At 54.8% G+C, this 22,256-nt stretch carries 17 protein-coding genes; 13 read left to right on the forward strand and 4 right to left on the reverse strand.

Translation table 11 applies throughout. The features are described 5' to 3' along the window. Window positions 1-14 precede the first annotated feature (14 nt). Window positions 15-242: a hypothetical protein gene (locus KR51_RS19735; RefSeq protein ID WP_156915086.1), complete on the reverse strand. Its 228-nt coding sequence runs from the start codon at window positions 240-242 to the stop codon at window positions 15-17. Window positions 243-794: 552 nt separating this feature from the next. Here KR51_RS19735 and KR51_RS10720 point away from each other — a divergent pair. Then, window positions 795-2,936 (forward strand): dynamin family protein, encoded by a 2,142-nt coding sequence (locus tag KR51_RS10720; RefSeq protein ID WP_022607593.1) that lies wholly within the window; start codon window positions 795-797, stop codon window positions 2,934-2,936. A gap of 270 nt (window positions 2,937-3,206) precedes the next feature. On the opposite strand, the gene KR51_RS10725 is transcribed toward KR51_RS10720, so the two are convergent. Then, complete coding sequence (locus KR51_RS10725) at window positions 3,207-5,483, reverse strand: RelA/SpoT family protein (RefSeq protein ID WP_040655960.1); 2,277 nt, start codon at window positions 5,481-5,483, stop codon at window positions 3,207-3,209. 382 nt (window positions 5,484-5,865) lie between these two features. Between KR51_RS10725 and patD the strand changes: the two genes are divergently transcribed. The 6 genes from patD (at window position 5,866) to KR51_RS10760 (ending at window position 10,482) form a co-directional block, all read left to right on the forward strand. Beyond that, complete coding sequence (gene patD / locus KR51_RS10730) at window positions 5,866-6,249, forward strand: heterocyst frequency control protein PatD (RefSeq protein ID WP_022607595.1); 384 nt, start codon at window positions 5,866-5,868, stop codon at window positions 6,247-6,249. Window positions 6,250-6,349: 100 nt separating this feature from the next. After that, window positions 6,350-8,035 (forward strand): dipeptide ABC transporter ATP-binding protein, encoded by a 1,686-nt coding sequence (locus tag KR51_RS10735; RefSeq protein ID WP_022607596.1) that lies wholly within the window; start codon window positions 6,350-6,352, stop codon window positions 8,033-8,035. Between the two features lie 128 nt (window positions 8,036-8,163). Beyond that, on the forward strand, window positions 8,164-9,333 hold the full coding sequence (locus KR51_RS10740; protein ID WP_022607597.1) for a phosphotransferase enzyme family protein: 1,170 nt from the start codon (window positions 8,164-8,166) through the stop codon (window positions 9,331-9,333). Between the two features lie 246 nt (window positions 9,334-9,579). Beyond that, window positions 9,580-9,789, forward strand: coding sequence for a hypothetical protein (locus KR51_RS10750; protein WP_040655920.1), 210 nt, complete (start codon window positions 9,580-9,582; stop codon window positions 9,787-9,789). 2 nt (window positions 9,790-9,791) lie between these two features. Further along, window positions 9,792-10,001 carry a hypothetical protein gene (locus tag KR51_RS10755; protein ID WP_040655921.1) on the forward strand — a complete coding sequence of 70 codons (210 nt, stop codon included), beginning with the start codon at window positions 9,792-9,794 and terminating at the stop codon, window positions 9,999-10,001. Between the two features lie 172 nt (window positions 10,002-10,173). Beyond that, a complete protein-coding gene (locus tag KR51_RS10760) occupies window positions 10,174-10,482 on the forward strand; it encodes a YkvA family protein (RefSeq protein WP_232214592.1) in 309 nt (102 codons plus the stop codon). A 107-nt stretch (window positions 10,483-10,589) separates the two neighbouring features. Here KR51_RS10760 and nth read toward each other — a convergent pair whose 3' ends face one another. Continuing rightward, window positions 10,590-11,333, reverse strand: a complete 744-nt coding sequence (gene nth / locus KR51_RS10765; protein ID WP_022607600.1) for an endonuclease III — start codon at window positions 11,331-11,333, stop codon at window positions 10,590-10,592. A 111-nt stretch (window positions 11,334-11,444) separates the two neighbouring features. After that, window positions 11,445-12,548 carry an RIP metalloprotease RseP gene (rseP, locus tag KR51_RS10770; protein WP_022607601.1) on the reverse strand — a complete coding sequence of 368 codons (1,104 nt, stop codon included), beginning with the start codon at window positions 12,546-12,548 and terminating at the stop codon, window positions 11,445-11,447. Window positions 12,549-12,650: 102 nt separating this feature from the next. Between rseP and KR51_RS10775 the strand changes: the two genes are divergently transcribed. The 6 genes from KR51_RS10775 (at window position 12,651) to sbcC (ending at window position 22,037) form a co-directional block, all read left to right on the forward strand. After that, window positions 12,651-13,193 (forward strand): hypothetical protein, encoded by a 543-nt coding sequence (locus tag KR51_RS10775; RefSeq protein ID WP_022607602.1) that lies wholly within the window; start codon window positions 12,651-12,653, stop codon window positions 13,191-13,193. 309 nt (window positions 13,194-13,502) lie between these two features. After that, window positions 13,503-14,720, forward strand: a complete 1,218-nt coding sequence (locus tag KR51_RS10780) for a S1 RNA-binding domain-containing protein (protein WP_022607603.1) — start codon at window positions 13,503-13,505, stop codon at window positions 14,718-14,720. 338 nt (window positions 14,721-15,058) lie between these two features. Next, the gene (gene bioB / locus KR51_RS10785) at window positions 15,059-16,129 is read left to right on the forward strand and encodes a biotin synthase BioB (protein WP_232214593.1); all 1,071 of its coding nucleotides are present in this window, start codon (window positions 15,059-15,061) and stop codon (window positions 16,127-16,129) included. A gap of 164 nt (window positions 16,130-16,293) precedes the next feature. After that, entirely contained in the window at window positions 16,294-17,031 is a 738-nt protein-coding gene (locus KR51_RS10790) for a sulfite exporter TauE/SafE family protein (protein ID WP_022607605.1), read from the forward strand. 1,146 nt (window positions 17,032-18,177) lie between these two features. Beyond that, entirely contained in the window at window positions 18,178-18,516 is a 339-nt protein-coding gene (locus KR51_RS10800) for a hypothetical protein (protein ID WP_022607607.1), read from the forward strand. 494 nt (window positions 18,517-19,010) lie between these two features. Beyond that, window positions 19,011-22,037, forward strand: a complete 3,027-nt coding sequence (gene sbcC / locus KR51_RS10805) for an exonuclease subunit SbcC (protein ID WP_022607609.1) — start codon at window positions 19,011-19,013, stop codon at window positions 22,035-22,037. Window positions 22,038-22,256: the final 219 nt, after the last annotated feature.

Below are 22,256 nucleotides of genomic sequence, written 5' to 3' on the forward strand. Positions count from 1 at the left end.
GATCGCATTTTAAGTCAGTGGCGATTCAAGTACGAGGCGATCGCCACCTTGATGTAGTCAATGTCGAGACTGAAGGGATGTTGATATTCAGGTTGTGCAACTCCCAACAGTCCCAAAACGATGGCGATCCCCCGTTGAGGAGCGAGGAAGGGTGCTGTGCGATCGCTCTGTCTTTTTGCCAACCGCCAGGTAACCGCACGTGCTCGTGAGGTCTCTGAAGAAAACTGGCAAGCGATGTTCACAAACTGGGGCGTGAATACGTTAATTACTTTGGGAATTGAATGGCTTCTGCTTGCAGTAAGTAAGCCCTTGGGAAACTAACTCTGCTACTTTGCGCACCTTCGAAACGGAATACTCTCGTCCTTCTTCTATTGCCACGGCTCAACTTTTGGACGGCAAACTGCAAGAGCAAGCTCCTCCAGTACGCACATCCATCTCAAACTGCCAGGATGGATCTCCACTTGGCTGACAATCGCAACTATTTCAACTTTTATGAAGAAATTGACACTCTGATATGTGCATGCTAAATTTATAAATATTATTTTTGTCCAGATTGCAGGTTCTGCGAACATATGTTCTGTGTTGTCCTTAAATGTATAGTTAGCAATAAGTTTAGTGAGTTCAAAGATGTTTTTTGATATATGACGAAGAAACATGAACTTTGGACTTGGTTGCGAAGAGTGCGCTGAATTGTCTCTTCGAACAACAATTTTGCGGAAATCTGGTTTTATCAGCGATTTTTAGGCTTGACACTTGGGATTCTAGTAAACAATTAGCTTGTTGGACGAAAGAAAATGAAAAATGGTTTACGCGAAATAGATAGTAGTGTTTTTGATCGCAAAAATCCCTACGAAAAGTATGATAGAAATCTGCGTCTCCTTAAATCTTATATTGAGACTATCCCGAATATAGAAGTAGATGATTCATCAGGGAATACGTATGCCAGTTTATCAAATAGTCTAATTAGAGAGATAGATAGAAAACCAAGCGTTTGCATCCTCGGGAATTTTGACTCAGGCAAGTCAACCCTTGCAAACGCATTGCTTGGTAACAATATCATACCTACAAATATCCTTCCAACCACATGCTTACCAACCTTCATCAAGCATGTCGATGAAAGACCGCGTTGGATGCAAGGAGACGTAATTATTTTGCGTCACGGTTTCAATCCGCGCCTATGGAAGGATCCTGCTCACACTAAAAATTACATATGGATGCAAGGGACGCTTGCAATACTTGAGGAATTTGTTACACACAAAAAAAGTAAAAGTAAACTTGAGGAGCTGGTCGATCTTACAGCTGAACAACTTATTGGCAAAGAGAAAGAGCATGAATTTAATAAGGAGTCTGAGTATGCAATCGTTTTCCTAGATTCTCCTGTTCTAAGATGTTGTGAGATAGTGGATTATCCTGGCTTTGGAAATGATGATTTTGATAACGAGAAAGCAGAATCATACCAAAATATTATGGATGGTGCTTTCTACTTATCAACAATCACTGGCTTTTTGCTCTCCTATGAAATTCGCAGGCTAGGTCAAATCATTCAATCTCTTGATAAATTTGAGTTGATCGATCCTGATTTTCCTACACTTGGTGGACTATTTGTATTAGCTACTCATGCCGATCCTGATAAATATGATGAAAATACATTGGAAGAAATTGCCGTCAAAGAAACAAAGCGAATTTTCAAGCAGTTAGGAGAAACCAAGATCCACGAGAGAGTAGCTCTCACAAATCGCGAAATCACACCATATGATGTTGCATCAAAAATTCATGCATTTTGGTACGATAGCAATCTTAACAAAAAGAATCTAGGCACTTCAACAAAAATGTTCGGTAGTTTCATGGAGGACTTTGCTAAGTTCGCAATGGAACATTTGCCTCGCTTTTGGGAGATAAGAGCGGAAAAACTTGTTGCAGATTTTGCATTACATGAAGAGAATGCTTTGACAATACAGATAGAATCTTATCAAAATAGACTTGATGAAATCAAAAATCTTGAGAGCATATACGCAGAGTATATGAATCAAGAACAGGAAAGAAAGTCTATAAAATCATTAAAACATAGCCTAATTAGAGAGAAGATTAAAGATTTCAAAGTCCAAAGCCTAAATGAATTCGAATCTTCATATGAAAGAATTCTTGACGAAAAAAAAATAGAACAAGTCATCAAGAGTAAGTATGAAAACAACAAAAAAGAAGCACAAGAATACACTATGGGTTATCTACTTGAAAAATTAGAAGAATCTGTAAAAAACATTCTTATTCCGAAAACAGAATACATTAAACAGCAAACTGATGATTTTATCTCGGAGTACTCGAATGCAAGCAAACTTTCTGGAGAGAGCGTTCAATTGGGAATTACAATAGATGGTGTTGGAGCTTTTGCAGCAGGCTTAGCCAAGGTTACCTTCTTAGGGGCGATGGCTGCTTGGGGAGCGGCTACCGGAGCAGCATATCTTGGTGCAGCACTTGCACTCTCTGGTAATGCAACTATTGCTGCAATCGGCTCTGGGTTGCTTGCTGGCTCTGCTGTCGCTGCTTCGATAGGTAATGGATTGGCTGTAGCTTGGACAGTAGCTACGGGACCTATTGGCCTAGGAGTTATAGCTACTGTTTCATTGGCTGCCATAGCGATGAAGACGTTTGGACCATCCTGGCAATTGAGGCTTGCCCGAAAAATCAGAAGCGAGATAGATAAAAATACGATAAAAGAAAAATTCAATGATTCAATGTGCGCGTATTGGGACTCATCATTGTTTGCTTTTAATGAAGGTGCCAAATCGATTGAGGAGAAATGGCTAAAAAAACTTGATGAGCTGCGTAGACAAGTTGAGCAACCTGAAGAAGAAGGGAAAAAGGAAATCGAAGGAATACTTGAAAATCTTGAGAATATGCGAAGTTTTTTTGCTAAGCTCTACTGGGACGGAGCTTAGTGTAGCGTGTGAGAGAGTGTCAAACTAATCTTTGCAAGAATGCCCTTAGATTTATGAGCTTTTCGAATATTTTCAAGCTTAAATTCACCTTTCAATTGATAAGTCGAAACTAAACCTTTCGAAAAGTATTACATGCCACAACTCACCTTTTGGTGGAAGCGGCAAGGCACAAGGAGAATCCAAACTCGTTCTTTAATTACCATGAGCGCTCCTAGGTGCCTTGCGCGTTGACCAGAAAGGGCCAGTACTTTAATAGACTATCTATTAAGTCTAGACGGGGCTAGTTGCCGCTCCAAGGCGCCGTAGGTTGAGCACGTCACTCATCTGGCGAATTTGAGTGATGCTGTGCTTGAGTTGGGCGCTGTCGCGAACCTCGATACAGAGGGAAATCAGTGCCGGCTTACCCTGGCTGGTTTTAACGCCGGCTTCACGGACGTTGATGTTTTGATCGCTCAGACGCGCCAAGATATCCTTGAAGACGCCGACCCGGTCGATCACTTCGATCTGCACCTCCACTGGATAAGTCTGCGCGCAACGGGCGGTCTCGGCATTATCGGCCGGACGGTTCCAGCTCACCGGAATCAGGCGATCGCCCTCGACGTGCTCGACATTTGGGCAGCCCTGGCGGTGGATGGAAATGCCGCGCATCCGCGTCACCGCTCCGATAATCGGTTCGCCCGGCAGCGGCTTGCAACACCCGGCGATCGAGTACATCAACCCCTCAATACCTGCGATTGGAGACCGACTTGACGGTTTGGATGCCGTCGAACGCGGCGTTGTCGTCGGCAGCGGCTGCACCATGCTGGCGGTATTGGTTGCTGCCGGCGCGCTCGCTGCTTTGGGCTGGCGGGCGATCGTTTCCTCGCGCAGCTTGTTGGCGATCGAGTTCAGAGTTACCTCGCCATATCCGAGCGCGGCTAGGAGATCGTCAACGTTCGCGTAGTTGCAGCGCTCGGCCGCAGCCTGCATCGGTTCGGATTTCAGGAGAGCTTCAAAGCCACTCTTGCCCAATTCGCGCTCCAGCATGCTGCGACCGCGGGCGAGGTTTTCGTCGCGGTGCGAGCGCTTGTACCACTGACGGATGCGGTTGCGAGCGCTCGGTGTCGCCGCATAGTTGAGCCAGTCGAGACTGGGATGGCTGCTCTTGTTGGTCAGGATCTCGACAATATCGCCGTTTTTGAGCGGCGCGTCCAGCACCGTCCAGCGACCGTTCACCCGCGCGCCCTTCATATGATTGCCCACCTCGGTGTGGATTCGGTAGGCAAAGTCTACGGGCGTCGCACCGCGGGCTAGCGCGATGACGTCCCCACCGGGCGTAAAGACATAGACGTCGTCCTCAAAGAGGTTGTCCTTGAGGCTGTCGATATATTCCTGGGCATCTTTAAGGTCGTTTTGCCACTCCAACAGCTGGCGCAGCCAGGTGAACTTCTCGTCCTCAGCGGTTACCTGCACGTTGCTGGAGCCACCGCTCTCTTTGTACACCCAGTGAGCGGCAATCCCGTATTCCGCTACTTGGTGCATTTCTTCTGTGCGGATTTGCACTTCCAGCGGCCGCCCCGTCGTCCCGATCGCCGTTGTGTGGAGGGATTGATAGCGGTTGGGTTTGGGCAAGCCAATGTAGTCTTTGAAGCGTCCTGGCATCGGCTTGAAAGCATCGTGAACCACGGCTAGCGCTCGATAGCAATCGACGTTGGTGTCGACGATAATCCGTATGCCCGCTAAGTCGTAGATTTCCTCAAATGCCTTTTGCTGCTGCTGCATCTTGCGGTAAATCCCGTAGAGATGCTTCGGACGGCCGTTAAGCTCGCGCAGGCCGATGTTCTCTGCCAGGAGGCGATCGCGCAGCGTCTCCGTCAAATGCTTGATGCGCGCCTCGCGATCGGCCCGGCGCTCGGCGACGAGAGACTGAATCTGTCGGTATTCTTGAGGTTCGAGGTACTTGAAGGCGAGGTCTTCGAGTTCCCATTTAAAGCGCCCGATCCCGAGGCGGTTGGCAAGCGGCGCAAAAATTTCGCGAGTTTCAAGAGCAATGCGTCGCTGTTTGGCAGGTGGCAGGTGCTCCAACGTGCGCATATTGTGCAGGCGATCGGCAAGCTTGACGACGATGACGCGAATGTCCTTCGCCATCGCGACGAACATGCGACGGAAGTTCTCTGCAGCGCGCTCGGTCTTGCTGGAAAAATTGAACTGGGAGAGCTTGGTAACGCCTTCGACCAGCGATCGCACTTGCAAACCGAACCGCTCCTCGAGTTCCTCGGGTGTCACATCCGTGTCTTCAACTACGTCATGTAACAACCCGGCAGCCACCATGGCGCTGTCGCCGCCAAGATCGTGCAGCAACTCCGCTACCGCCACGGGATGGGCGATATAGGGCTCGCCCGATTTGCGCCGCTGATCTTTATGAAGGTCGTAGGCCAACTCGAACGCACCGGCAATGAGGTCGGACTCCAGATCGGCCGTACCGCCTTGTCGGTCGCGCAGACAAGTCTTCAGCCATTTGGGAAGCTGGAGCTGAGGAAAGTCTGGCGCAAAGGCGATCGCGTCCATAAGGGTTGGCATCGAGCGTTGTCTGACTGTGAGGGCTTAAGAGGGTTGCGGAGCGAAAACTAAATAGTCGATCGGCGAGTCGGCACGAAGGTGCCGGGACAAGGTCGGGAACGCAAAGAGCGCGTATTATCCGCCAGCTTTTTAAGCCTTTATTTCAGACTCAGAGCAAATTTCGCGAAGGACAATTTCCGTCGAGGCAACCGCACGTCCGGCATCGACAATGCATGGGATTTGCTTTTAGGGCAGCACCTGCACGTTCGCGCGCGGTAATTAAAAACGTGATGTATGCCAACTACTCTAAACTCGAACCCCAGCCGGGAGTGTTAAAGTCTGGACTAAACATTACACCTGTTTACAGAATTTTAACTGACTCTGGCCGGCAATGTTACCTCAATCACATCGCAACTGTTACGAATGTCTCTTAGCAGCGCTGGAACAGTTGCAGGCGGAAGTCGAGTCATCGGAGTCATCCGCTGCACCAAGCGAACTGATTCGGCAATGGCAGCAGGTCCAACAGGAGTTCCAATTGGCGGCATCGCCAGCCGCGATCGCCTCGGCTCAGCCTCCGGAGCTAGATGGGGAGCTGCAAGCTCGGTGGCAAGCACTGCATACCGAAATCCACCGCGATCTACGGTTGCTGCAAGCCGATATCCTGTACCTGCAGGCCTCGCGCCAAGCGGCCACAGCGGCTGAACGGCGCCACACCGTCCGCGATCGCCTCGAACGTCTGCTGGCGCTCGTGCGCGCATTGTTGCAGTCGGACTAGCACCGCAACCTGCAGTCGTCGGTCAACCTGCAGATCGAACCTGCAGAACCACTGTGCTTTTACCCGGAATCCCCAACCGTGCTTGACGAACGCCCGACCTATGACCAGCCATTCGAGTCCCGCCGGTTCGAGCGCGTCGAACCACCCAGAGACATCCCCCTTGCTCGCGATTGACGACTTGCGCGTTGCCTATACCAGTCGTTCCGACCGGCAACAATCGACCCGAGCAATTGATGGCGTATCGCTGGAGCTGGCGGCAGGGGAACGGCTGGGGCTGGTGGGTGAGTCTGGCTGCGGCAAAAGCACGCTCGGCCGGGCAGCCGTTCGGCTGCTCCCCAATGCCTGCCTAGAGGGCAGCATTCGCTTCCGAGGTGAGTCCGTATTGGACTTCTCGCCCGCGCGCTTGCGGCAGTTTCGAGGAGAAGCGATCGCGTTGGTCTTTCAGGACCCGATGACGCGGCTCGATCCGCTAATGACCATCGGCGAGCACTGCCTGGAGACGCTGCACGCCCATCAGCCGCACCTGTCGTACCAGCAGGCTAAAACCAAAGCACTACAAACGCTTTTGGCCGTGAAGATTCCTGCCGAGCGGTGGGCGCAATATCCCCATGAGTTCAGCGGCGGGATGCGACAGCGGGTGGCGATCGCGCTGGCGTTGCTGCTCGACCCGCAGCTGATCGTGGCGGACGAGCCAACGACGAGCTTGGATGTGACAGTGGCCGCGGAGATTTTACAAGAGCTGACGCGCTTGTGCCGGGAGCGACAGTTGGGGTTGTTGTTGATTTCCCACGATTTGGCCATGGTGGCGGAATACTGCGATCGCGTTGCCGTAATGCATACAGGCAAGATCGTGGAGATCGGACCCGCGCGGCAAATCCTCGGCCAGCCGCAGCACGACTACACGCGATCGCTGCTGCAAGCCGCACGGCAAATCCAAGTCGTTTCCCCTGAAGAATATCGCCCGCCGGAGGCGCAAACGCCACTGCTGCGCGTCCGCGACTTACACCAACACTTCACCCTCGAGCAGACCTTTTTGCAGCGCTTTGTGGCCGGACCCCCCGCAGCGATCGAAGCCGTCAATGGCGTCAGTTTCGATCTCCTGCCCGGAGAGGTGTTCGGATTAGTGGGCGAATCGGGCTGCGGCAAAAGCACGCTGTCGCGAACGATTTTGCAGCTCCTCCAAGCAACCTCCGGCAGCGTCGAGTTTTGCGGGCAGGACCTAACCCAGTTGTCGATGTCGGAGCTGCGATTGCTGCGCCGGCAAATGCAGATGATCTTCCAAGATCCCCTGGCCTGCCTCAATCCACAAATGCGCGTGGGCGACGCGATCGCCGATCCGCTTTTCGTTCACGGATTAGCTACAGCAGCCGAGGCCAAACAACAGGTTGCCGCGATGCTCGAGCGCGTGGGATTGACACCCGTGGAAGACTACGCCCACCGCTTCCCGCGCAACTTGTCCGGCGGACAGCAGCAGCGCGTGGCGATCGCGCGCGCGCTGATTCTGCGACCGCGCTTGTTGATCTGCGACGAGCCCGTGAGCATGCTCGATGCCAGCGTCCAAACGCAGGTGCTGCAACTGATGCAAGAGCTTCGGGACGAGTTCGAACTCACGTATTTGTTCATCACCCACGACCTGTGGGTCGCGCGCTATTTGTGCGATCGCATTGCCGTTATGTATCGCGGCAAAGTTGTCGAGTTGGGACCGACCGAAGATATCTTCCAGCGGGCACAACACCCTTACACCCAAAAACTGCTCGGTGCCGCGCCACAGCTGTCGGTAGCTTAGGGGAACCTTGACATCCGGCTCTGCAAGCGACCCCCCTGCCTCCCAAAGGTCGACTGACAACCAACCTTGACGAGTTAGACTGACCGCTTAGCAAGCAACGCGATGTATCGGCACGATGTGTGGACTCTATGAAGCTAGTCAATACGCCCGAATGTCTGCGGAGTAGCGAAGAACCGAACGTCGATCTCGTCGCGATCGCCAATCAGTTCGGAGCGACTGTGAACGTTCGCGAACTGGGCGATGGCAACATTAACGATACGTTTCTAGCCTTTCCCGACTCCCAGTCGCCAGCACTGAATAGTGCGCGGTCTGCCACTCCCTTTGTTCTGCAGCGCATTAACACCCAGGTGTTTCAGCAGCCGGAGCTGGTAATGCAAAACATGCAGGCTGTCACCCGACATCTGCACGATCGCTTGCAATCCGACACCCGACCCCAGTTGCTAGCCGATCGCCGTTGGGAAGTTCCGCACGTCTTGCCAACCATCAACGGCGACAATCACTGGATTGCCAAAGACGGATCGTTTTGGCGCGCGATCGCGTTTGTTCCCAACGCAAACTGTGCAGATGCTTTAGACAACTGCGACTGCGCGCGCGAGGTCGGCACGGCTCTGGGCATTTTCCACGCCTTACTGAGCGATCTGCCAGCAACAACCTTGGTCGACACCTTGCCGGGGTTTCACGTGACGCCACAATACCTACAAACCTACGATCGGGTTGCGGATACCGCCGTACCTACGCGATCGCCAGAAGTCGAGTTTTGCCGGCGTTTCATTGAAGCTCGCCGGGCAAATGCCGACGTTCTGGAAGCGGCAAAAGCTCGCGGGCATCTGCCAACGCGTCCGATGCATGGCGACCCGAAGGCGAACAATATTTTGACGGATGCGGTTACGGGACGGGCAGTTAGCGTGATCGACCTCGACACCGTCAAACCCGGCTTAATTCACTACGACATCGGCGACTGCTTGCGATCGGGCTGCAACCCCTTAGGCGAAGAAACCGACTGTTGGGAATCCGTATGCTTCGAACCCGAGTTGGGCGTATCGCTGTTGCAAGGATACTTGTTCGTTGCTCGCAGCTTCTTGACCGTAAACGATCGCGAGTACATCTACGACGCCATTCGTCTGATTGCGTTTGAGTTGGGATTGCGATTCTTTACCGATTACCTGGCAGGAAACACCTACTTTAAGGTCAAATATCCCGAGCACAACCTCGCCCGATCGCTCGTGCAGTTCAAGCTAGCAGAAAGCATCGAAGCTCAAGAACCAACGATTCGTGCGATCGTTCGCGACTTGTCATGACCGTCCCGGTATTTGGCAGTGAACCAGAGAAGTGAGGGATCGCTCATGGAAGAGACCCCGATCGATCTCGCTGCCATGCAATGCCCCAGCTGCGGCCATCCCAAATCTCACAAACACGCGAGTTCGACTGTGCGCGAGATAGCGAGATCTTTGCTGGAAGTGGCTTTTCGCGATCGCAATGCGTTCGCTTTTGCTCAATAGCAGAACGCGGGCTTTACCGGCAGACGCACAAACGATCTCGGGAGCGTGCATCGCCGCACTGTTGCAAGCAATTGCCGACTGAATGAAACGTTCGCTGGCTTTGGGTATGCCGTCCAGCTCGGGTCGTGTAAAACAGCCGGCACGGCGATCGCGCCCTCTTCAACAGTCGAGGCAATCGCGGCAGCAGCCCTGCGGCGGTCGGGCAGCGAGGTCAACCGCTGCCACAGCTCGGGAGCAAAACGCTTGCAGCAATAAGATTGGAGGAACTGCAGCCGTCGCAACTTGCCAATGCCGGGGTCGCCGAGCCCGATCGTCGCGCGATCGAGCAGATCGGCACGATCGCCGTTGAGCGCCTGGAGGCACTAGTAGATCGGGTCGTGCCTGCCGACGAACGGGTTGCGCGGGGGGGAGCCGCGATCGCTCGAAGTGATGGGGTTCATCGCGGTTGTGGTACGGGCGCTGGTTGATGACGATCTTAGAAGCAGCTCGAGCCTGCAGCGACAACGCGATCGTGACAAATGGCTTTTCGGCGCGTGCGACCGAACGGCTTGAAGTCTCGCGTCGTTAAGATCGGGCCGGGTCGCGGAATCCCTCCTAGGCGCGATCTCGTGCATCGGTCATGATTGAAGATGTGAAGTTTTGGTAGAAATCCTGCTGATGAAATTTCCCATGCAGTCGGTCTATACCTGGTATCGCCATACGCTCCGCAATCCCAAGTACCGCATGTGGATCGTAGCGGGCACGCTCGTTTATCTACTCAGCCCGCTGGATATTGCCCCGGACGTGTTCCCCATCGTGGGCCAGATCGACGACTTCGCCGTGCTTGCAATTTTCGTCAGCGAAGTATCGGGATTGTTGTTCGATGCGATGAAATCGCGCAAACCCAATCCAAACGAAGCGTCACCCGGCCAGCAGACGGTCGACGTCGATGCCGTTTCGGTTGATTGAGGTCGAGCGAGCGAGTCAAGCCAATCGCGATCGCGGCCAACCGCGGTCGTTCACTGACGCGATCGCCTGCCACGAGAGCAAGTGAAGCAACCACAACAAACCGCTCCTCAGCGATCGTCCGTCGCGTCGGCAACCGACCCCTCAGCCTTCACTTCAGCAGAGGGACAGAGAGCGTTGAGCTCACAGACCGCACAGTCCGGTTTGCGCGCCTTGCAAACCTGCCGCCCGTGATAGATCAGGCGAATCGACCAATTTTCCCAGTCCGGTTGCGGCAAGAGCTGCATCAAGTCTTTCTCGATCCCGCCCGGATCGTCTCGTTGCGTTAGTCCCAAGCGACGGCTCAGGCGTTTAACGTGCGTATCGACCGTAACACCGCCGATGATACCAAACCCGTGAGCGAGCACGACGTTCGCGGTTTTGCGTGCTACGCCTGCCAGCGTCAACAACGCTTCCATGTTCGACGGGACTTCACCGCCAAAGTCGCTGACTATCCGCGCACAAGCCGCTTGGATGTTTTTGGCTTTATTGCGATAGAAGCCGGTCGAGCGCACATAAGGTTCGATATCTGCCGAGGTCGCGATCGCGAAGGCAGTCGCGTCGGGAAAGCGCGCGAAGAGTTCGGGCGTCACTTTGTTAACGCGCTCGTCCGTACACTGCGCGGACAAAATGGTTGCCACCAACAATTGCAGCGGCGTGTCGTAGTCGAGCGTGCAGGTAGCGTTGGGATATAGCTGTTTGAGGCGCTCCAGAACTGCTAGCGCTCGCTGGCGCCGTACCGAAGCAACGCGAGTTGATGCCTGGCGACCTGTCTTGCGGCTCGAGGCTTGACTTGCTGCTTTGCGAGGTGACACGTTCGGTTTATGTCCGTTTGCCTGCTGTTATTCCCCACTATGCGTGCGACGATCGCTCTGTATCGTCGCGTCCGCCGCGATCGCGACGGTTGGTTATCCCAGCTCGGCATGCTAATTGTTGAACATTTCTTGAACGGCTCCCAAATTCGCCGTATCGCGAATCACCAAGAAAATTGCCAGCCCCAGCAACATCACCACGCCCGTTTGCATGATGCCCTCGCGAATCTTACTCGGTAGCGGCTTCCCACGCAGAGCTTCGATGCCCAGGAATACGAGCTGACCCCCGTCGAGTACCGGTAGCGGCAGGATGTTGATGATGCCGAGATTGATGCTGATGAGGGCGGCAAAGCGGAAAAGTCCGCCAGCGTCATTACTGGCGATATTCGCCCCCACAGCCACGATCGCGACCGGTCCAGCAATTTGGTCTGCCGACTCGCTGAAGTTGCCGATCAGCCGGCCGAAACCCTCAAATGTCAACTGAAAAATGCGCTGGTATTCGGCCGCGCCAGCGGCAATAATTTCACCGATACCGTTCGGGCGACGGAAGGCCAATTCGCCGTCAACCGATTCTCCACGCACTGAGAGAAACACGCCAATGCGACCGTTGCCCTCTTCATCGGCACGTGGCGTCACAACCGGGTTCAATCGCTCGCCATCGCGGAGTACGGTCAGCTCCAACGGTAAGTTGGGCGATCGCTGGATCGCTTGCTGCAGTGTTTCAACCGCCGCTTCGCCCTCAGCGAGCGGCTCCGCTCCAACTGCCAAAATGACGTCGCCCGGCTCGAGACCGGCTGCGCGTGCCGGCGAGTCAGCCACTTCCGCAAGCTGCGGGACGGCAACGCCGGGGTAGAGATTCGGCACCCCGAAAATGCCCACCTGTGCGGTCAAGAGAACGTAAGCAAACAGAAAATTTGCAATCACGCCCGCGCTGATGACGATCGCGCGATCGACGATCGGGCGGTTCTGCAACAAGTTCGGGTCGTCGGGCGGAATCGGACTATCCGGGTCATCGTCGGGGAACCCAACAAAACCACCGAGGGGGAATACACGAACGGCGTACTCGGTACGCTCGCCTTGATACTTCCATAGCGCCGGACCGAAGCCGATGGAAAAGCGGTTGACGTGGATGCCCTGCGCGCGTGCAGCCGCAAAATGTCCGAGTTCGTGAACTATTATCAAAACCGCGAGGACTGCGATCGCCGCCAATACGCTCATATAAATTAACAGTCTGCCGCTACGAGTAAAACAGCTTCCATTATAGGTGCGCGACCGAACGGCGCTATCCCGCTAGCGTTGGAGAATCGGAGGAAATAGAACGTGGCAAAACTAACCTGGCAGCTCGATAGTGCTCGCCGCGATAACGGTGATAATCTGACCGCGATCGGGCAATGGTGGGGCAGCTTGCACAACCAAGAAGTCGTTCTCGCCCAGCGATTGATGCCCTTGCGCGGCGCGGCAGCCGACCTCGATTGGAACCCACAGCGCTTCGACGAACGCTTCGTCATCCACTCACCGCAACTGCGCGGTGCGACTCTCTACTGGTGCAAGCCATCCGCCTCTGAAGAACGCAACTTCTCGCCCCACAAACTCGAATTCGACAGTCGCCGCCAGCAGTTATATGTGTACCCGAGATCGCAAGCACAGTTAGTCGTGCGGATCGAGCTACTGCGGGAGCGATACGAACGCTTGACGTTCGAAAACCCCGCGATCGTGGGCACCACTGACGGCAACACCTGCATCTTATTGATGCGCGATAAGGATCAACACTTGGAAATTAAGCTCGTGCTCGATCGCGATCGTCTGGCTATGCTGCGAGCGGCGCTCCCTGCAGACGAGCCCCTCGAAAAAATGCCGGATTGAGATGTACTGGCGGCTGAAATGCCCGGGCTGCTCTGCCCAACGTTGGTCTTGGCGAATTAATCGCGGTGCCCAGGAGAAAATTCAAGCTTCCCTCTGAATTCAACTGGCGCTTCCAGCCGGCGGTCTCGAAACGTTCCGCGATCGAGTCCGAGGTGTTGCAACCGACCGGTCTGCGGTCCAGACGCGCTACAAAACTCCATACTACTCCCGGAGAACAACCACTAAGATAGAGTGTTGTTTGCACGGGCGCGATTCGCCACTAAGAACACTGGCGCTCGCCTCACCACGCGATCTTAGGCTGCAACAAGCATGACTTCTGAATCTCCAGCGCCCGAATCTTCAGCTCCGAAAATTCGGCTGATTAAAGTTAAGCCCCGCACGACTGAGGTACCGGACGCGACGGCACCGGAGGCAACGCCAGCTGCAACTTCAGGCAAAGCTCCTGAGGGGGCAGCGAGCCAGCCTGCAGAAGTCGTTCCGACAACAACACCTGCCAGCCAAAGCGAGGTAATCAAGGCTGTAGTTACAGAAGTAGCGTCGGATCGGGTTGAAGCACCGCAGGCAACTCCGAGCAAGAGTTCGGGCACGAAATCAAAAAAAACTCGAAAACCCGGTCCGGAAGCTGCCGCGTTCTCGATGGAAGATTTTGAGGCCGCGCTAGCGGATTACGATTACCAATCGAGTAAGGGGCAAGTTGTCAGCGGCAAGGTGTTCGAGTACGACGCGGAAGGTGCTTACGTCGACATTGGCGGTAAGTCTCCCGGCATTATCCCACCGCGCGAAGCCGCGATCGTGACGTTTGCCGAACTTTCTGAGGTATTGCCCTTGGGTGAAGTGGTCGAATGCGTCGTCATCGGAGACCAGGATGCAGAGGGGCGCGTCAAGCTGTCGCGCAAGCAGCTGCTGATTCGGGAAGCCTGGGAGGCGCTTGTCGAGCAGAAAGAAGCCGGGAAGTTAGTCGATTTGGTTATCAACGGCGTCAACCGCGGCGGCGTTACGGGGGAGATTAATGGATTGCGCGGGTTCGTCCCGCGATCGCATTTGATCGGCGGGCAAAAGATGGAGGAACTCATCGGTCAGACCATTGAGGCCGCGATCGTCGAGGTCGACCCCGACCGCAAAAAACTGGTGTTATCTCAGCGCGAGGCGGCACGGGCGTCGATCGCGAGCAAGCTCGTGCCCGGCAGCCTCATTGAGGGCACAGTGGTCAATCTTAAGCCCTACGGCGTATTTGTAGACCTTGGCGGCATCACGGGACTATTGCATGTCAAGCAAATGAGCGGCAAGCGTGTCGATGCGCTGTCGTCAGTGGTGCAACTCAATCAGCCGATTAAGGTTGTGATCAAAGAAATCGACGAGTGGGAAGGACGAATTTCGCTATCCACCCGCGAACTCGAGAGCTATCCCGGCGAACTCCTTGAAAAGTTCGAGAACGTGATGGCAAACGCGGAGGAGCGTATCGAGAAGTACGCCGAGCAGCAAGCGACAGCGGAAAAGAAACCACCCCCACGGAAGCGATCGGAATAGCAACTGTACCAGAGGGCGAGAGGGAAACGACCCGACGAACAATCCTCAAGGCTCTGGCGCCAACAACGTTGTTTGCAAGCAATCTTTCAGGAATTGCGGGTAGTAGCACACTCAGCGGCTGCAGCCTGCATGCGCTGCGAACGCGGCGTCGTTCGGATATGGGGACGGTTGCAATCTGGGTCTAGAAAGTCTCTGCTGGCGATCGCTCGCAAGACTTTGCACATGTAACGAAGTCTCCACAGGAACGCGATCGGGTTGCAACCGAGCTGTTAAGCTATCCGGGACCACTAATAAGACGGACCGATCGCGAATCGGCAATAACGCGGTTGATGGAGCGGATGGACTGGAACAAACTTGCAGTAAAATCCTTAGCTGGCGAGCAACTGACCCGCAGCGAAGCGCGAGCGGTCCTGAGCGGGCCCGACAGCGAGCTGCTCGCGCAGTTGGCAGCAGCGTATCGGGTGCGCCGTTACTATTGGGGCGATCGCGTCAGGCTACATTTCTTGCTAAATGCCCAAAGCGGACTCTGCCCGGAGGATTGCAACTACTGCTCGCAGTCGAAGATTTCCACAGCCGAAATTGAAAAATATCCGCTCCTGGCACAAGAGCGCATCCTGGCTGCCGCCAAGCAAGCCCAAAACCTTCAAGCCGGAACGTTCTGCATCGTTACATCGGGGCGATCGCCGACGGACTCGGTGCTCGATCGCGTCTGCGAAGCCGTGCGAGCCATCAAAGCCAACTCAGATCTCAAAATTTGCGTCTGTTTGGGGCTGCTAGATGACGAGCGGGCAAAGCGCTTAGCCGCCGCCGGGGTCGATCGCGTCAACCACAACCTCAACACCTCCGAGTCCCACCACCCGCAGATTTGCAGTACGCATACCTTTGGCGATCGCGTCGAGACTCTTGAGCGAGTGCGAGCAGCCGGCATGTCGGCGTGCTCCGGAGGCATCATCGGCATGGGCGAATCCGACGACGACATTATCGATCTGGCCTTGTCCCTGCGCGCGATCGGTGCTGAAAGCGTGCCGGTCAACTTCTTGATCCCGATTGCCGGTACCCCCCTAGGTTCTGAGGCAATTGCGCAGGCTGTATTTGACTCCCAGGCGATCGTGCCCCCCGCAACCGAGCTGACGCCGCGTCGATGCCTGCGGGTACTGTGCTTGTATCGCTTCTTGTTGCCGTCCCAGGAAATCCGCATTGCTGGCGGACGCGAGGTGCATTTGCGATCGCTACAGCCGCTGGGCTTGTATGCCGCCAACTCGATCTTCGTTGCCGATTACCTAACCACACCCGGCCAAGCTGCCGAGCAGGACTGGGCTATGATTCGCGATGCTGGGTTCATGCTAGAAGCGCCGGATGGTTCTCCATTACGACCCGCACCTGCGCCCGCCAGTGCCCCGGCGAACTAGCTTGACGCCCTTACCCGACGCTTTGGTCGACGGCAACTCAACCTGACGATAGCCAGCGACCTCCAAGGCAATCCATCGGACTCCATGGCAACAGACAAGGGCGAGGCGATCGCGTATGATAATGGCGTTACAACGCGTTACAAACTTTAACACGAGGGGACGCCGTGGTTTGGCTGTTGCTAGGCGTAAGTTCTATTAGTTGGTTTATAAGTTCGCTGGCCGGGGGCGGTAGCCCGCTGATTCTGATTCCGGTAGCAAGTTTATTCCTTGGGGCAGCAGCGGTCCCCCCCATTATTACGCTCGGGATGCTTTGCGGTAACTCGCAACGGATTTGGCTCTATCGCGACAACATCGATGCTACTGTCACGCGCTGGTATGTACCCGGCGCGATCGTGGGTGCCGTCTTGGGAGCGTTTGCCTTCTCGCGCATGCAGATTACCTGGTTGAGCTTGCTCCTCGGGCTATTCCTCATCGCTTCGATTTTTACCTACAACCTTTCACAGCAAGTCTCGGCATTTCGAGTGCGTGCTTGGTATTTCCTCCCCGCCGGCTTCATCTACGCATTTTTATCGGGATTGATCGGCAGCACGGGACCGCTCCTCAACCCGTTTTACCTTAATTACGGATTGAATAAAGACGAGCTGATCGGGACGAAATCCCTTGGTGTTTCTGTCGTTCATGCCGTCAAAATTCTTGCTTACATTGCCTTCGGAGTGTTTACAAAAGAGTATTTTCTCTACGGCGTACTCATCGGTGTCGGCGCGCTGCCAGGTAATTGGCTCGGCCGACGCGTGTTAGACAGCATGGGCGAACAGCGTTTCCGTCAGGTTGTGATGGCTTTCGTTGCCATCAGCGGCGCGCTGTTGCTTTGGGATCAGCGCCAAGTCCTCGGGTTGAGCTGAGTTCGGTGGCGATAATGTGAGTTCGGGCGAGATCGCGGGCGGCTGACGTAAATGCCCTAGGATAGAATGACTAGACTTCGACCAAATCTGTTGGATCCCAAAGGAAGCTTCAAGGGCTTGAGGGCTTCAGCTCGGGAATCTTTGCAAATATCAATGCGACGACGCAACGTTCGAAACTATAAAGCTCAACCTCGCAAAGGGTCTAGCTCCTTATCGGAAGCGATGCCCGCGCGGACACGTTCGAGCCATGTTCTCTAATCAAGGCAGGTGAGGAGTTTTAGACTCCTTAGCTATTCTCGATAAGATGGCGAAGTTACGAACAGGTAACGATTCAATCCGAATTCCAGATCGCCAACGTCCGAGCGGTTTGAACTCGTTTGAAGATATTGGGAAAAGTCAGGTGTTGCGAGATAAAGGGACTAAGAATGCTTGGCAGGCACCAAACTCCAGACCAATTCCAGAAACAGATAAGCGGGGCTCTAGACGAGAACGAATCTATCCAGTGGATCGAGCAACCTCTTGACTCCCGCTTTGCGGCACCCCGGGTCATTACATTTCTCTTAACAGGTATTTCAGTCACACTTCTTGGTGTTTATTTGATTTTCCTAGCTGGGGGAGGACCGCTCCCTTTTCCGATCGAGGGAATAGAATATGGGGATCTTCGCTTCGCACTCGTTGTTGGCATTGCCTATACCCTCATTGGATCGATCGCGCTTCTAGTCCCCTTCTGGGAGTGGTTGACAACCTATCGGGTAGCCTATGTTGTCACAGATAAGCGAGCTCTGGTAGTTGAGGCAAACTGGCTTAAATCAACTATCAAGATCTATACACCGGATCGACTCAAAGACTTGTATCTCAAAGAACGAGCAGATGGTACGGGTGACGTTGTGATAACCACTCGTACGTGCAGGACTGAAGGTAACTCATGGGTTGAGGAAATCGGGTTCGCGAACGTTCGCAATCCCAAGGAAACTGAAAAAGTTCTGCGACGCTTAGCTCAATCAGCGGTTGAATAACCCCAGCCAGTCGATCCTCGCCGTCAGTTAGCATCTGCGCGGTCTTCAGCGGGGCAATTACCAGGGCAGCTTGAGAAACCACCCATGGGTTGTTGGCTCACGCGCGGCAAGCGTTACGTCTAGGGTTGCGTTGAGTACGCGACCGATCGCGACAGCTAAAGTGGAAGACCCTATCACGCTACAACTATTGCTGCATCGAATTGGCGATATCGTTGCCGGTCTGAATCAAGTCGAGAGCCTCGCACAACTAGCCAGCGATCGCGCCCAAACTATGGCGGAGTCAGAGCCCGAGCGCACGGCCGCTAACTGCAACCGTCTCGCGGACTCGCTGCGCGGCGTCCGCGAACTCCTCGTAGACCACCAGCTGGGACTCGAAGACTTGGCTCGAGAGGCGATCGATACAGGACACAAGCACATCAACAGTTTCTGGGAATCGCTTCCCGAATTGCCCGATGGTCCGGACAATTAGTTTCGACGAGAGCGGATGCGGCAATCATTTCGACGAAACACTTAGGGCTGCTTGCCCGGACGCAATCGCGAGGGTGTTGTTGGCTCTAAACTCCAGACCTCTGAACAGGCAGGCAACCGCAGGCAAGAACGGGTTGCAGGGCAGGTGGTTGCGACCGGGCGCTGGGAAAGTGCTGGACTCAGACGTTCCCTGTCAGAATTCACAATGAAACTTGCAGCCAATTATTAAAGAGATCGCTAGGGAATGACGTGGAAGTGATGCGTTGGGTAACTGTTTGCCGCTCGATTGCCGGGTTTTTCAATTGCCGATATCGTAGAATTAACTGGGAGAACAGATGCACCCTCAGTCGCTTATTAAAGACCGCGACCGAGCATCATTCGACCGAACACGAGTAAAAACGCTCGAAAGTAAAAACCCTCGGATGCCACAGCTGGATTGCATGGCATCTTATCGAGTGCGTTATCGAGTACGTTAGGCGATCGCCCGTTGGCTCCATGATTCCGGTTCACCTAAAGCTCAAAAACTTTCTGAGCTACCGCGAAGCGTCTCTGGACTTTCGGGGTTTACATACGGCTTGTATTTGCGGTCCCAATGGTTCTGGGAAGTCGTCTTTATTAGAAGCAATTACCTGGGCATTGTGGGGACAATCGCGCGCAGCAGCCGACGACGATATCATCAATGCTGCTGCGGAGGAAGTACGCGTCGACTTCGTATTCGTCCGCGATCGCAACACCTACAGGGCGATTCGCAGCAAGCGTCGCGGGCATACTGCTACGCTTGACCTGCAAGTTCAAACCGCACCCGATCGATTTCGTACCTTGTCCGGGCGGGGCATACGCCCGACCCAACAGCGTATCGATGCAGCAATCGGCATCGACTACGATACGTTTGTCAATTCTGCCTACTTGCGCCAAGGCCGAGCCGACGAGTTCATGTTGCGGCGACCGAGCGAGCGCAAACAAGTCCTCGCCGACCTACTCAAGCTCGACCGCTACGAAGCGCTAGCCGAGCGCGCCAAAGACTTCACCAGACAATTGAAAGCCCAAGTCGAGCAACTCGAACGTCAAGCGAACGACCTGAGCGCACAACTGCAAGATCGCCAAACCATCGATCGCGAGAGCGTTCTTAACGCCGAACAACTTCAGGAACTGCAGGTCGCGCAAGAACGCGATCGCTGCCAGCTCCAGATGCTTCAAGCGCGCGAACACCAACGTCTTGCCCTCGAACAACGGGTTAGCTGGCACCAGCAGCAACTCACGATCGCCGAACGCGACTGCCAACGCCTCGGTCGCGATCGCGCGGCAACGCAACAGGAACTCGCCCGCTTGCAACAACTCCTGACTCGCGAAGGTGACGTTACGGCCGGCTACCGCCGCTGCTTGGAACTCCAACGGGAAGAGGCTGCCCTCTCGCAGCGCTTCCAGGCCTACCAAGGTGCCGAGCAACAGCTATTACACCTGCAACGGCAACAGAGCGATCGCCTCAACAAATTGCAGCTACAAGCTCAAGCCGTCGCTACACAACTGACTGCTCTTGAAGCTCGCGAGTGCGAAGTAAGGGATGTCCTCGCACGCAGCCCAGACGTGGCAACTGCACTTGCCGACCTTCACGCCGCGCGCTCGCATTTGGAGTGCCTTGAAGCACTCCACCAGCAAGCAGTACCGCTACTACAGCGCCGCCAGCACGTGCAAGCAGACATCGACCGCTCGCGCGCGCGCTTGGTGGCCCGGCTCGAACAGCTTCACGCCACGTCCGCTCAACTCTCCACCCGTGTTGCTCAAGCCCCGAAAATGCGATCGCAGGCGATCGTGGTTGAAACCGAGCTGAAAGAACTCGAAACCAAGCAACTCTACCGCCAGCGCGTTCAAGAAAAAGGTCAGGAACGCCGCAATTTTCAAGAACGCTTGCAAGAAAGCCAGCGCAACTATCAGAAGCTCCTCGCCGAACTCGAGCGCAAACTCGAGTTGCTAGAACAGCAAGGTGCTGTCTGTCCGCTGTGCGACCGACCGCTCGATGCCCTGCACAAACAACACGTCGTTGCTAAAACGCAAGCGCAGAGACAGGAAGCTCAAGATCGGTTTTGGGTATTGCGCGAACAGCTTGCGACCTGCGAGCGCGAGTTACAAGTATTGCGGGGCGAGTACAAGAAACTTTCACAAGACCTCGCACCTTTTGACGAGTTGTTGCAGCAACGCGGGCAGCTAGCCGTTCGCTTGGAAACGACTACCGATGTCTGCGAGCGCCTCAAGGAGCTCACTGCCGAGCGTGCCGGCGTGGAACAGTCGCTTTCGGTAGGTAGTTTCGCGCCCGAGCTCCACACCGAATTAGCTGCAATTGATGCCGAACTTGCAGAGCTCGACTACAGCGAAGAAGCCCGCGTCCTCGCCCGCAGCGACGTCGAGCGCCAGCGACGAGCGGAATTCGAGCAAGCCAAAATCGAGGATGCTCGACGCCAGCAAGCACGCATTGATCGGGAGAAACCGCCCCTCCAACAAGAGTCTCGAGACCTCCAGAAAGCCGTCAAACAGCTCGCAACCGACTCGGATTTGGCGCGGGAAATCGCCACCTGCCAGCAACAGCTCGTGCGCCTCGATTACGATCGCGACCGCCACAACAACGCAATCGCCGCCCTCCGCGAATCGCAGCCGTGGCTGTTGCGCCACCAACAATTACAGCAAGCCAGGCAGCAGTTTCCTCTGGTGCAAGATCGCCTCGAGCAATTGACAACCAACTTGCAAACGCGTGTTGGCGAAACCGAGCAACTGCGAGCGGAGTTGGCCGCTGCGACCGAACAACTTGCCGCCGCTGCTGACGATCGCGCTGCCATTGCGAGTGCAGAATGTCGCGTACGCGATCGGCGCCAGCACCTCGACGAACTGCTTGCCCGTCAGGGGCGGCTCGATCAAGCCCTAGCACACTTAGATACGGTAAGCATCCAGCACGAGCGAGCGCAACGCGAACTCAGCGTTGCCCGCCGTCAAAATCGGGTCTACCGAGAACTCGCCCAGGCGTTCGGAAAAAATGGCATCCAGGCTTGCGCGATCGAAACGCTGCTCCCGCAACTTGAAGCCCAAACCAATCACATCCTGGCGCGCCTAACCGGCAATCAGCTCCACGTTCAGTTTCTGACCCAAAAAGCGAGCAAAGGACGCTCGAAGAAGCAGCCCGCAAAAACAATCGAAACCCTAGAAATCCGCATTGCCGATGCGCGCGGCACGCGCCCGTACGAAACCTACTCGGGGGGGGAAGGGTTCCGGATTAATTTCGCCATCCGGTTGGCGTTAGCCAAACTACTCGCGCAGCAATCAGGAACCACTCTGCAAATGCTGATCGTCGATGAAGGGTTTGGCACGCAAGATGCCGAAGGGTGCGATCGCCTGATCGCTGCGATCGATGCGATCGCCCCGGATTTCGCCTGCATTTTGGCCGTAACGCACATGCCGCAATTCAAAGAAGCGTTTCAAAACCGCATCGAAGTTCGCAAAACCGACAGTGGCTCGCAGCTCGGCATCTTCGGATAGTTTTGCAGGGCATAATTGAACGTGAGTTTGATGAAACCAATTGCTGAAAACTCTGCTGTGGGGGAGCAGGATATCTCGATGACCAAAACGTTGCTTGCCAGAGACAGCTCAGTTGAGAATAAGCCACGACTGGCACAATAGTCTTGGCTTGATAAGAGTGGAGGTTTTTTGTGAGGAGCTTGGAAAGGTTTTTTTAGCTTTTAGACGGGAAGCCCCGCT

This window comes from Rubidibacter lacunae KORDI 51-2, from assembly GCF_000473895.1.
In the GTDB taxonomy this organism is placed as follows: Bacteria; Cyanobacteriota; Cyanobacteriia; order Cyanobacteriales; family Rubidibacteraceae; genus Rubidibacter; species Rubidibacter lacunae.

Bases quoted from the DNA above. Each gene is read 5' to 3' on its own strand.
- bioB (WP_232214593.1), top strand. From the start codon at position 15,059: ATGGACTGGAACAAACTTGCAGTAAAATCCTTAGCTGGCGAGCAACTG.
- KR51_RS10735 (WP_022607596.1), top strand. From the start codon at position 6,350: ATGACCAGCCATTCGAGTCCCGCCGGTTCGAGCGCGTCGAACCACCCA.
- patD (WP_022607595.1), top strand. From the start codon at position 5,866: ATGTTACCTCAATCACATCGCAACTGTTACGAATGTCTCTTAGCAGCG.
- KR51_RS10740 (WP_022607597.1), top strand. From the start codon at position 8,164: ATGAAGCTAGTCAATACGCCCGAATGTCTGCGGAGTAGCGAAGAACCG.
- KR51_RS10720 (WP_022607593.1), top strand. From the start codon at position 795: ATGAAAAATGGTTTACGCGAAATAGATAGTAGTGTTTTTGATCGCAAA.
- rseP (WP_022607601.1), bottom strand. From the start codon at position 12,548: ATGAGCGTATTGGCGGCGATCGCAGTCCTCGCGGTTTTGATAATAGTT.
- KR51_RS10780 (WP_022607603.1), top strand. From the start codon at position 13,503: ATGACTTCTGAATCTCCAGCGCCCGAATCTTCAGCTCCGAAAATTCGG.
- sbcC (WP_022607609.1), top strand. From the start codon at position 19,011: ATGATTCCGGTTCACCTAAAGCTCAAAAACTTTCTGAGCTACCGCGAA.
- KR51_RS10725 (WP_040655960.1), bottom strand. From the start codon at position 5,483: ATGGACGCGATCGCCTTTGCGCCAGACTTTCCTCAGCTCCAGCTTCCC.